The sequence below is a fragment of the Chitinophaga niabensis genome (assembly GCF_039545795.1).
Classification (GTDB): domain Bacteria; phylum Bacteroidota; class Bacteroidia; order Chitinophagales; family Chitinophagaceae; genus Chitinophaga; species Chitinophaga niabensis_B.
On sequence record NZ_CP154260.1, the window covers coordinates 7,095,900 to 7,107,932 of the forward strand.

A 12,033-nucleotide genomic window follows, 5' to 3' on the forward strand; every position below is an offset into this window, starting at 1 on the left:
TTATTACAGTGTTACGTTAAGGCCAAATTGAAAGGAGCGGGGCTGTGGCGGTGTACCAATATCAAGGCCCAGGATATTCTGATTACTGCTCACATTCAGTTCAGGATCTGGCCCCGAATAATTGGTTAATGTGAACAGGTTGCTGGCGGTGAAATAAACCCGTACGCTTTGCAGTTTGGGAATCTTTGGCAGTTTGTAGCCAAGTGTGAGTGTACGCAGTTTCAGGAATGAACCATCTTCGAGGAAGCGGCTGTTCTGCTCCAGCGTATAGTTATTGCCGAAAGCCGTGAGGCGTGGCACATCTGTTATATCGCCTGGTTTCTGCCATCTCCTGAGCTGGTTGGCAAAGAGCACACGGTTGGCATCACGTGTTCCTCCGCCTTCTCCGAAGAAACGGTTGAGGTTGAAGATGTCGTTTCCATATTGGTAACTGATCAGTACGCCGAGGTCAAAACCTTTCCAGGAGAGCGTGTTATTCAACCCGCCAAAGAATTCAGGTGCGGCATTGCCCAGGATCTGGCGGTCTGCCACATTGATGCTGCCATCTTTCACCACATCTTCAAACACGGCATTCCCCGTTTGCGGATCTACATACAACTGTTTGTATAACCAGAAGGAATAAAGTGAATATCCTTCCTGGATACGTACCCAATCCCTGCTGTATTGATTTATGGGGATAGGCAGTTTTTCTACCCTGTTCACATTCCGTGAAATATTGAAACTGCTGCTCCAACGGAAGTGGCGCGACTTTACATTCACGGAATTAATGGACAGTTCAAAGCCCTTGTTACTGATCTCACCTGCGTTAGCATAATAAGAAGTATAACCGGTGATCGCAGAAACGGGTAACTGTAGCAGGTTATCTGTTGTGTATTTTGAATAGACATTGAATTCGATACCCAGGCGGTCTTTTAAGAGGCCAAGGTCGATACCGGCATTGAGCTGCCTTGTTTTCTCCCATTGCAGGTCGGGGTTGGCCAGTTGTTGTGGTGCGGTGCCGGGTTTATCTCCGCTGCTGTTATCAGGATAGCCGGCTCCACCGGTCCAGTTTCCCTGTGCTGCAAAATTATTAATACCATTCTGGTTACCGGTAAGCCCTGCGCTGACCCTTAACTTCAGGTCGCTGATAGCATCCAGTCCTTTCAGGAAAGGTTCTTCTTTCAGGCGCCATCCTGCCCCGATAGCAGGGAAGTAACCAAACTTCCTGTTCTCTCCGAAACGGGAGGAGCCATCTGCACGGATAGTGAATTCCAGGAAGTATTTATCAGCATAGCTGTAATCGATCCTTGAAAAAAAGGAGGTGAGATTGTACTTCGTCCAGGTTTGAGAGGCAGTTCTGGTGGCTGCAGCAGAGATGAGTGTGAAGGCATTACCCGGGAAACCGGAGCCTTGCGCAAAGGTGCTTTTGGTGATATTGCTTTGGATGGTATTTCCTATCAGTATGCCAAAATCATGTTTACGGCCAAACGTTGTACGGTAGGAAAGTGTTTGCTCATTGATCCAGGTACTGTTCTGTGTGATGTTGGAAGTGGCGAGACCATTGGTTGGTGCGGCACCTAGTTGCATCTGGTCGTTCCAGTATTCTGATTCATCATAGTTGTTATAGTCCAGGCTCCAGCTGCTGCGGAATTTTAAACCGGGCAGCAGTTCCGCATCCACATAAAGATTTCCAATGTAGCGAAGGCTGGTGGTGTTCACGTTATAGTTGTCTATCAATACCTGCAGATTGTCGAACCCGGCCCAGCGTGCAGGCGTGCCATCTGCATTTACTTCCGGCAGATAAGTGGGCGTATGGAGCGCTGATTGCAGCATACCACCTGCAGGGCCATCACCTGTTCTGCCCTGGTTCCTGTAAGAACGGGTGAGGCCATTGCTAACACCTACCTGTACTTTGCTATTGAGCTTATGGTCCACATTCAGGCGAAAGCTTCCACGGTTAAAGCCCAGTGGTTTTACAATCGCTTCCTGGTCTGTATAACTGGCGCCGATGAAATATTTTGTATTGGCACCACCACCGCTGAGAGAAAGATTATAGTTGCTGATCCTTGCTGTGCGGAATAATTTATGGAGGCGGTCGTATGTTTTCTGCTCTTGCGGTAAACCTCTGCCTCCCTGGCTGACAGGGCGGAAAGGAGGAAGTGCATATTTTGTTTTATCTGCAGCGCTGGTAGCATCTGCCAGCGAATTGGCGTAAAATTCATTGATAAGTGTGGCGTGCTCAGGGCCTGTGGTGAGATCCCATAACTCAGCAGCCTTTGCCCAGCCGGTTGAATAGTTGACGCTAACAGTTGGTTTAGAATTGAAGTTGCCGCGTTTGGTGGAAATGATCACTACGCCGTTTGCACCACGGGCACCATAGATAGCAGTAGCGCTGGCATCTTTTAGTATCTCTATATTCTGGATATCATCCGGGTTGATGTCTGCAATGGGGGAGGTGGCACGGCCGCCGCTGTTGACGGTTTGCAGACTGGTGTTGTTGATGAACACACCATCTACGATGTATAAGGGATCATTGCTGGCATTAATGGAAGTAGTGCCGCGCACACGTACAAAAGCACCATCGCCGGGGATACCTGTATTGGAATTGATCTGTACGCCGGAAGCTTTTCCCTGCAGTTGTTCATTGAAACCGGCTACCGGAATATCTTTCACTTCCGCAGCATTGATGGAAGAGATGGCGCTGGTTAATGTCTTTCTTTTTTGGGTGCCATATCCCACCACCACAATTTCATCGATCGTGCGATTGCCCGGCTGCAGGGAGATCTGTGCATTGGCTGCATTTATCTTCACATCCCGGCTTTGATAACCCACAAGGCTTACAAACAGCACATATTCTTTTGCAGTGCCGGGGATCTTATATTTACCATCTGCATCAGACACGATCTCTGTGTTAGATCCTTTTATAAAGATGCTGACGCCCGACAGGGGTTGTTTGCTAACGGCATCTGTAACAGTGCCGCTCACTGTTGGGGCTTGCTGGGCCCAACTGTACGAGCTGATAAACAGGAGAAAAACATAAAACTGTTTCATAAAATAGATTACTGGTTGGAAGAAAGCAGCGGCTTGGAGAAACACGGAGGCCTCACCAGTGGCTTGCTATGATGCAGGAATAAAATTGGTACGGATGTTACGGCCGGATCAGCAGCAACAACTAAAACGCATGGGGGGATATAAAGTATGTATTGCCACCATGGGTTGGATTGAACATGTGTGTAAAGGTTTCATCCCGATTGATTTTACGAAACGCCTTTGATAAGGATCTACTGCTGGTGGTGGACAGTTACCCTTACATTCAGGAGTGGTTTTTTAATACGTTGGCTTATTAGTCTACTAAAACTGTAGACAAAATAAAGGATTTATATCCTATTCTCCAAGTGTTCGGGAAAAAAAACTATTTCAGGGAGTCTGCAATGGCCTGTAAACCAGGTAACAGTTCCTCCTGGTCCCAGGACATTCCCAGGGCAACCCTGATATGATCTGTATGGTCTGTAACGGAGAATCCTGCTCCGGGGGGAATGTCAATATTCTTATCCTTCCATTGCTCCGCTATAGCAGGATCTGCTTTCAGCCAGATATGATAGGAGCTGGGGAATGTTTTGTAGGTGAGGCCGTTAAAGATACGCCTGATCTTTTCCTGCAAGGCCTGTGCGGCTTGTTGTTTATCACGGATGATCCCCTTCAGCAGTTCTCCTTTCATCAGGTAAATACTGAAATCGGTAAAAAGCTGGGAGGTACCGCTGGAAGTAAGTTGTACAAGGTTTTCGATGCCTTTGAGCAGTCCTTTCGGTGCTGCAAGATAAGCAGCACGCAGCATGGGGTTAAAGGGTTTGGACATACTATGCACATGCATGGTACGCTCCGGGAAGATAGTGAGGAAAGAAGGCGGAGGATCAGGATGCAGGAAACGGTAAGCATCATCTTCGAGGATATATACATCTTCATAAGCCCGTACAACCTCCGCAATGGCCTGCCGCCTTTCTAAAGACATTACGCTGCAGGTGGGATTGTGGATAGTGGGTTGCAGGTAGATGAGTTTACTCTTACCGGTTTTAAGATGTTCTGCCAATGCTTCCGGCAGCATACCTTCTTCATCAGTGGCTATGATATGGAACTGGTAATTCATACTGGCCGCGCCCATTTTAAAGCCGGGGAAAGTAGTGGGTTCTATGGCAATATGTTCTGTGATGCTTCTGAAGAAAGAAAGTACACAGTAAAGTGCATTGTTACCACTGGGCAGGGAAATAAGGTCTGAGTGTTCCGGTGTCGCGCGTAACCAGTTAAACACAACCGCTTCGCCGGCCGCATCCAGGGATTGATAAGGTACGTGCAGCAATTTGCTGGCAAGTGAAGGGTTAATGTTACTGCAGTATTCCAAAAATACATCCATTTCGCGGGGAATGGAAGGATAGTTTACACGTAAATTAAGCATACCCTGAAGGTAGGAAAAATGTTTAATCTTCCAGCGAGCGATGATATTGCATCAGTATACCTGCGAGTACAGCAAGAACAGCAAAAAGGAATAGTATGGTGATAAGAGCGATGATCATGATCTGTTATTTTTCCAGCGGCGGTGGCTCCACAGCCAGTATTCAGGTGATCTGCGGATATCTTGTTCCAGGAATTCCGAGAATGTTTTAGTGATGGCATGTTCTTTTGTTGCAGCAGCCTGGTCTGTGATCAATGAAAAGGAGATCTCCCAATGAGAAGAGGCATCTCTTTTATTAATCACGGCATACACCACCACGGCATCCAGTTTTTTAGCGATCCGTTCTGCACCGGTAATAACATTGGTAGGCTGATGAAGGAAATCCATAGTGAAGCGGTTTTCCTGCGAAGGCGATTGATCTGATACAAAGATGTAAGCACCCGGCCGTTCCCTGTTGGCATGCATGTACCGTACCACTTTGTCCATGGAGAGTAATTTTAAACCAAAGCGGGAGCGGAGCTTGCGCATGATCCTGTCGAACAGCCTGTTGGATAAAGGTTTGAATACGGCGTGCACATCAAATGAAACATAAGAAGGGAGGATGTTGGCGTATTCCCAGTTGCCATAATGCCCTAACATGATGATGATGTTCCGTTGCTGTGCATGATAATGCTCCAGCAAAGCGGCATTATTCACCTGCACCCGTTTCTTCATCTGTTTTTCAGAGAGCAGGATCATTTGCAGCCATTCCAGGAACATGTGACTGAAATACCGGTAGAACCGGCCGGCGATGTGATTGATCTCTTCGTATGATCTTTCCGGGAAGGAGCGGGCCAGGTTTTGCATCACTACTGCGAACCGGTAGCGCAATATGGTATGAAAAAGAAAATAAAGCATGCTGTATGTTAAATAAAGTACAAAGTACCCCGAATGATGGGGGTATCCAGGAAATATGCCGTTATAGAGTATACAAAGCAAAATTGGCAAATGATGGATGAGAAATGTTGCGGGATCGGGATTAAAATTTGCGTAAAACGAATTAATTATGGAAGTAGTGTTCAGGAACAGTGCCTGCGAGGTATTGCATAAAGACAAATTATTACTAAACAGGGAGCAATTAATGGATTGCTCCGCCTGGGAAACTGTTCAGGAAGATCGAAAGCCTTTCTGGGACGTGCGTTTCCGCCAGTTTTATTCAGATGGTATCCATATGGGTTATTGTAATGTTGATGTACATGAGGAGCTGCATGTGTCTACTGTTGAGCAGGCACCTATGCCCTGCATTGCTTTTTTGCAGCAGGGGGATATTGTGACCAGGCCGCATGGAGAACGTAAACCGCAACACTTTACTTCAGGCGAGCATAATATTTTCCTGAATGCCTATACAACGGAAGCAACGGTGTATAAACAGCAGCAGGACCTGCAGGTGTTTGTGCTCAGCTTTCTGCCGGAGCGGTTCCTGGCGCTGGCAGAGAATACCAGCCCGGTAATGGAAGCACTGGCGGAGTATATTGCAGGTAAAAAGCCCTCTTTCCAAAAGGATTGTCAAAATCTTCCTTTAACGCCAAAGATGCATATGCTGATAGAAAGCATGAAGGAATGTGGTTACCGGGGCGGATTGCGTAAGCTTTTTCTGCAATCGAAAGCGCTGGAGCTGCTGGCATTGCAATGTGCGCAGCTGGAAGAAAGGGAAAACCAGCCGGTGCGCAGCGCAAAATTATTCCCGGAAGATATAAGGAAGGTGCACCTGGCCCGGGAGATCCTGCTGCAGGATCTGCAGAGCCCGCCCTCCATGTCAGTACTGGCCCGGCAATCAGGCCTGAATACTTTTAAGCTGAAAGCCGGTTTTAAACATGTTTTTGGGAATACCGTTTTCGGGTATTTAAAGGATCACCGGCTGGAGCAGGCGAGGAATATGATCCGGGAAGGGGATAGGACCGTAACGGCGGTAGCTTATGAAACGGGGTATAGTACCCTGCAGCACTTTAGTAATGAGTTTAAGAAGAAATACGGGTTGAGTCCCAAAGAGGTGAAAAAAGGGTAAAAAGTAAATATCTCATACGCTTTTACTACGCTTCATCTATGCCTTTGATATGGGTTATCTATGCTTCATCTATGCTTTTGCCAGGGGTTTACCCTGAAAAAAGTTGCTATATATCAATTTTTTGGATAACCCTTCTTCCTAACTTTGCATAATGGCAAAGCAAACAGGCCCAGTAAAACTGGAAGGTACTATCGGCAACATCTGTTTTTATAAAATGGGTGACGAGTACTATGCCCGTTTGAAAAGCTCCTTAACTGGCAAACGGGTGAAGAAAGATCCCCGGTTCAGAAGGACCATGGAATTTGCTTCCTTCCTGGCACTGGCTGCAAAGATTGCTTCAGAGATCTACTGCACCCTGCCTAAGCAGCGCGGTCTCTACCGTAAGATAGTAGGCATGGCCATGGAACTGCTCAAGCTGGGAATTGAAAAAGAGGAAACGATGTTGCAGTTGCAGGCAATACTGGCTGCGGCATCGCTGAAAGAAACCGCAGCACAATTGGCGGAACCCAAGCAACAATTGGCAAGAGCTACAGCGCAATTGGAGGAATCTACACAACAATTGGAAGGATCCACCTTACAATTGGAGGCTCCCCTTCCTCCCTTAGAAACGGAACAGCGGCCTGCCGAACTCCATGGAAGGCCAGGGGATATTAGCCATCACCACCAGGAACACAATGAGCGTAAAAATAAACCAGGTCCGAAACTTAACCGCAGGCAGCAACGATTTTCCCGCCCGCTTTTTTCCTGCATTGCATATCAGAACAGCTATGAACATAAGAAGCGGATGCCGCAGCGTAAAAAAAGTAATGCCCGGATCAGAGGTGATACCTTTAATGTTATGATATAAGATATAGGTAGTGATAGGGCTGGTAACAAAGAATAATACCAAACCTACAATACCCTGTATGCCCAGCATCCCGCTGTAGAAGGCAAACAACTTCTGGTGTTTATCCGTAAATGGTTTTTTAGCCAGCCAGCCATATAAACTTAGGAATAAGGTGGCCAGTAATAACAACATCACCGGCCAGCGCAGCCAGGAGTGCAGGAATAATGTGATCTGGTAAAACATCTGGTCTTTTATTTTACAGGCAAAGCTGCTTCAGAATTTTATATTTACTTTTATACCATACGGAGCATGTTTTATACTAAACGGATTCTTTTATGATCGTAAGTGTTTATGATGCTAAAGGGCGTGCAGGGAAAGTTAACCAGGGAACAACGGCAACAGTGATCGATCAGACGCAGGTTATAGAGAGAAGGAATAAGATCAAGTTCCCTTTTGGCGATGCGGAAATGGTACAATTATCCTTTGCTGGTATTTTTGTAAAGTATGGTGATATTGCGCTACGTGAGCAGATCAACCTGCATATGGACATGGAAGATGAACCTCCTGTAGTAGAGTTACATTTCACCTTATCCGGTTATGGCTTCCTGCAGAACGACAGAAGCGGCGACAGGTACGATTTTGTAGAGAACTTTTGCAATATGCATTACCTGCCGCAGTTCACCGGTGCCGGGGAGTATGCAAAGAATACACGATACCGTTTCTTTGAAGTACACTTCACCACCGATGCTTTTCTTGCACTGGCACAGAACAGCTCCCCGCTACTGATGGACCTGGCTAACAGGATCTCCACTAACAGTAAAATAGATATCAACAAGGAGAACATGCCTATTACAATGGCTATGCATCAGTGTATCCAGGATATTATGTATTGCCGGTTCAGTGGCGGCTTGAAAATGATGTACCTGCAATCCAAATGTGTTGAACTGCTGGCATTGCAGGCGCAGGCATATGAAAGTCTTACCGGTAAAACACCTTTCTCTTCCAGTATAACGTCGGACGATATTGAACGGATCCGTTATGCACAATCCTATTTAATTCAGCATTCACTACAACCTCCTTCTCTCATGGAACTCTCCCGCATTGCAGGGATCAATGAGTTCAAACTGAAGAAAGGGTTCAAAGAAGTTTTTAATAATACTGTGTTCGGGTACCTGGCAGATCATAAACTGAGTGAGGCCAGGGAAATGTTGTTATACCGGCAGATGCCCATCAAAGAAGTGGCGGATCAATTGGGATATTCTTCTGTGCAGCATTTCAGCAAAGCTTTTAAAAAGAAGTTCGGCGTTGCGCCCGGGCAGGCGAAGGGTTGAGGGCTGGCTATGATCGAATGCAGCAAGCAACATTGAAAATATATTGCAGAGAAATAAATCATATGGAAACAAATAAACATTACCCTTTTACCTTAGGGAACAATGATGACGTGTATAGCGTATCAGCCGACCTTGAAAGTGATGATCTCTATAACAGGTACTACACTTTCTTTCAAAAGCACGACTATGAAGGAAATGGTTACTGCTGGGAAGGACATATTACACAGATACTGGAAAAGCTGGATGAAGACCTGTTATCGGAAATAGAATTTGATCCTGAAGCCGGTGGTTTTTATGCTTATTTCCCCTCAGAAGAAACACAGTTGAAGTTTGCGGCTTTGCTTTCTCCTATATTTTCGGATCTGAATAAATTGGAGGAATGGGTATTACAGGCAGACAGAGACCGTGTAGACGATTAGGTTGGCAGGAATTTTGGGGCGGAATAGCAATTATGAACCCTATTATCCAACATAAATTCACGGCAGACCCAACTGTTGTTTCCCACAATGGCACCGTATATCTGTATACCGGCCACGATGAAGCGCCGATAGGTTCGCAGGAATATGTGATGAAGGAATGGTTATGCTTTTCCTCCACAGACCTGCTGAACTGGAGGGAACACCCCAGCCCCCTGAAAGCCACTGATTTTTCCTGGGCTAAAGGAGATGCATACGCTTCAAAGGTGATCCACCATGAGCGGAAGTTTTACTGGTATGCAGCCGTAACCCACGCCACTATTGATGGCAAAGCCATTGGTGTGGCACAGGCAGATAATCCTGCAGGGCCGTTTACAGATGCGCGCGGTACTGCATTGATCACGTCGTTGAATACGATCAATGGTGGTGATAATTTCGATCCCACCGTGCTGATAGATGATGATGGCAGGGCCTATATCTTCTGGGGTAAACAGCAATGTTACTATGCAGAGCTGAAGAAGAATATGATAGAACTGCAAAGCCCTGTCAGAACTATTCAGCTGCCGGAATTCCAGGAAGGTGCGCATATCCATAAGAGGAATGGCTGGTATTATTTATCTTATGGCTACGGCTTCCCGGAAAAGGTGGCTTATATGATGAGCCGTAGTATTCACGGCCCCTGGGAGTTCAAAGGCATCCTCAATGAAATTGCCGGTAACTGTGAAACCAACAGGCCCGCCATCCTTGATTTCAAAGGCGGTACTTACTTCTTCTATCATAATGGCGGGCTTGAAAAAGGCGACAGTCATCATCGCTCCGTGTGCATCGATGTATTGCATTATAATGAAGATGATACGATTCAACGGGTAGCCATGACTTCAGAAGGCATCTCCGGGTAATCGATATATCCCTTATCTCCTCCTTCATAAAAGGTTTCTTTATTCGCAGCCGCTAAAGGTACATTGTGCCTGAAACGTTCCACCAGGTCAGGATTGGAAATAAAAGGCCTGCCAAAAGCAATGAGGTCTGCCAGGTTTTCCTGTAAAGCGGCTTCAGCAGAAGCAGCTGTATAATCACCTGCCAGGATCAACAGATTGTGGAAACGTTTACGCACATCCTGTATGTATGACTTGGGTATAGAGGAGGCCTGACTGGAAAGATGGATGTACAGGATATCCATTTCGCGTAAAGCATCTATGATATACTGGTGTGTAGCTTCTTCTTCCTCATAAGCCGGCAGATCATTCAGGATAGCAAAAGGTGAAAGCCTCACTCCGGTACGTTCTTTACCAATAGCTGCTGCCACCCCTTCCATAATTTCCAACAGAAAGCGGCTGCGGTTCGCAATGCTGCCGCCATATTGATCTGTTCTCTGATTGGTACGGGGGTGAAGGAATTGTTCCGGTAAAAAACCATGGGCACCATGTATTTCCACGCCGTCAAAACCTACTTCGATAGCAGTAACAGCAGCCTGTATATGTGCTTTTATCATATCCTGTGCACCGGCAGTGCTCAGGGCTTCCGGTTGTGTGGCAGGTAAATGAATACCTCCGGGCGTACGTATGATTTCTGCTGCTGTAAGGGCGGAAGGTGCTACTAACGGAACAGCTCCTTCCTGGTTCAGCGGATGCCCTATACGGCCTGTATGTACCAGTTGAATAAAGATCTTTCCATTCCTGGCATGCACTTCTTCCACCACTTTTTTCCATGCCGCCTGCTGCGTGGTATTATAAATACCCGGTGCATGCAGATAACCAACGCCATTTGCCGCCACAGCGGTGTTCTCTGCAATAATTAAACCTGCGCCAGCCCTTTGCCCGTAATATACAGCTACGGAATTACCCGGAATACCATTCTCTGACCGCCGCCTGCTCATAGGGGCCATTACCACACGATTGCGTAAAGTAATGGAAGGTGTAATGAGGGAAGAAAGCAGCTTTTCTTTTAAACGCATATGATGTTTGTTTTTGATCCTCAAAATTAGACCGTGCTGTGCTGGCGGAACAGTGATAAAGAAGGGTTTGTTTTGTAATTTTACAGGTTATGGAGCATAAAGCGTTACACCAGCCATTTGAGTTGTATGTGTCAGATATGGATTGCTGGCATGAGCGCCCCCTGATCTATCATTTCTTTGAGATCGTGCAGATCCTGGAAGGAGAGGGCACCCGGGAAGTGAACCGCAACAGGTTCCCTTATCAGAAGGGAAGCATCTTTCTTTTTACGCCATTGGACTGCCGGGGATTTGATATCTCCATCCCCACACGTTTCTGTTCCATCCGTTTCTCAGAAGTTTTCCTGGCACAGTTCAAAAATGCACAGGACCGCGAAAGGATCGCGCAATGGCTTAAACAACTCGAACACATCTTTGCACATCATAACCGTTTCCAGGAACTGCTGATCAAAAGACCGGGAGATTGTAAGATGATCTCCGCACTCATAGGAAATATGGTACAGGAATATGAGGAAAAACAATCCTACCATGAAGAGAACCTGCAACATTTTGTAACCCTGATCCTGAACATCCTTGCGCGTAACGTAACAGAGGATGCAGAAACAACGGCTACCGGGCTGGAGCCGGAACCCCTGATCAACAGGATGCTGGTACATATCCGCCAGCATATTAATGATCCTGAAAAACTGCGGGTAGAATATCTGGCTGCAAGCTTTAATCTCTCCGCTAATTATGTGGGGGAATATTTCAGGAAGTTCACAGGAGAAAGCCTGCAGCATTACATTACACAGTATAAGATAAAGCTGGTACAGCAACGGCTGGCTTACAGCACGATGACCATTGGCCAGATAGCAGATGAACTGGGCTTTACAGATGAAAGTCATCTGAGCAGGCAGTTCAAAAAACATAACGGTGTGAGCCCGGTTGAATACAGGAAAAATAAAAGCCAAAAGAACTGAAAGTACCCCTGAACCATCCTGTACTGTCCTGTTTCTTCGGTTAAGTGTTTCATTTACACTAAATTTGATATAAACCTTTA

Annotated in this window: 10 protein-coding genes; 6 read left to right on the forward strand and 4 right to left on the reverse strand. The window is 46.4% G+C overall.

Annotated elements, in window-relative coordinates:
• Window positions 1-3 precede the first annotated feature (3 nt).
• From AAHN97_RS28570 to AAHN97_RS28580, 3 genes are all read right to left on the reverse strand, one after another.
• Entirely contained in the window at window positions 4-3,030 is a 3,027-nt protein-coding gene (locus AAHN97_RS28570; RefSeq protein WP_343305477.1) for a SusC/RagA family TonB-linked outer membrane protein, read from the reverse strand.
• A gap of 361 nt (window positions 3,031-3,391) precedes the next feature.
• Window positions 3,392-4,429 carry a PLP-dependent aminotransferase family protein gene (locus AAHN97_RS28575; protein WP_343305478.1) on the reverse strand — a complete coding sequence of 346 codons (1,038 nt, stop codon included), beginning with the start codon at window positions 4,427-4,429 and terminating at the stop codon, window positions 3,392-3,394.
• 114 nt (window positions 4,430-4,543) lie between these two features.
• The gene (locus AAHN97_RS28580; RefSeq protein ID WP_343305479.1) at window positions 4,544-5,323 is read right to left on the reverse strand and encodes a lysophospholipid acyltransferase family protein; all 780 of its coding nucleotides are present in this window, start codon (window positions 5,321-5,323) and stop codon (window positions 4,544-4,546) included.
• A gap of 148 nt (window positions 5,324-5,471) precedes the next feature.
• Between AAHN97_RS28580 and AAHN97_RS28585 the strand changes: the two genes are divergently transcribed.
• The 5 genes from AAHN97_RS28585 (at window position 5,472) to AAHN97_RS28605 (ending at window position 9,942) form a co-directional block, all read left to right on the forward strand.
• Window positions 5,472-6,470: a helix-turn-helix domain-containing protein gene (locus AAHN97_RS28585; RefSeq protein WP_343305480.1), complete on the forward strand. Its 999-nt coding sequence runs from the start codon at window positions 5,472-5,474 to the stop codon at window positions 6,468-6,470.
• A gap of 151 nt (window positions 6,471-6,621) precedes the next feature.
• Window positions 6,622-7,317: a hypothetical protein gene (locus AAHN97_RS28590; protein WP_343305481.1), complete on the forward strand. Its 696-nt coding sequence runs from the start codon at window positions 6,622-6,624 to the stop codon at window positions 7,315-7,317.
• Window positions 7,318-7,631: 314 nt separating this feature from the next.
• A complete protein-coding gene (locus tag AAHN97_RS28595; RefSeq protein ID WP_343305482.1) occupies window positions 7,632-8,627 on the forward strand; it encodes a helix-turn-helix transcriptional regulator in 996 nt (331 codons plus the stop codon).
• A 62-nt stretch (window positions 8,628-8,689) separates the two neighbouring features.
• A complete protein-coding gene (locus AAHN97_RS28600) occupies window positions 8,690-9,046 on the forward strand; it encodes an Imm51 family immunity protein (protein ID WP_343305483.1) in 357 nt (118 codons plus the stop codon).
• Between the two features lie 32 nt (window positions 9,047-9,078).
• Window positions 9,079-9,942: a glycoside hydrolase family 43 protein gene (locus tag AAHN97_RS28605; protein ID WP_343305484.1), complete on the forward strand. Its 864-nt coding sequence runs from the start codon at window positions 9,079-9,081 to the stop codon at window positions 9,940-9,942.
• Here AAHN97_RS28605 and AAHN97_RS28610 read toward each other — a convergent pair.
• Entirely contained in the window at window positions 9,903-10,997 is a 1,095-nt protein-coding gene (locus AAHN97_RS28610; protein WP_343305485.1) for an alkene reductase, read from the reverse strand. The genes AAHN97_RS28605 and AAHN97_RS28610 overlap by 40 nt on opposite strands.
• 89 nt (window positions 10,998-11,086) lie before the next feature.
• On the opposite strand from AAHN97_RS28610, the gene AAHN97_RS28615 reads away from it, so the two are divergent.
• Window positions 11,087-11,953, forward strand: a complete 867-nt coding sequence (locus AAHN97_RS28615) for a helix-turn-helix domain-containing protein (RefSeq protein WP_343305486.1) — start codon at window positions 11,087-11,089, stop codon at window positions 11,951-11,953.
• Window positions 11,954-12,033 lie beyond the last annotated feature (80 nt).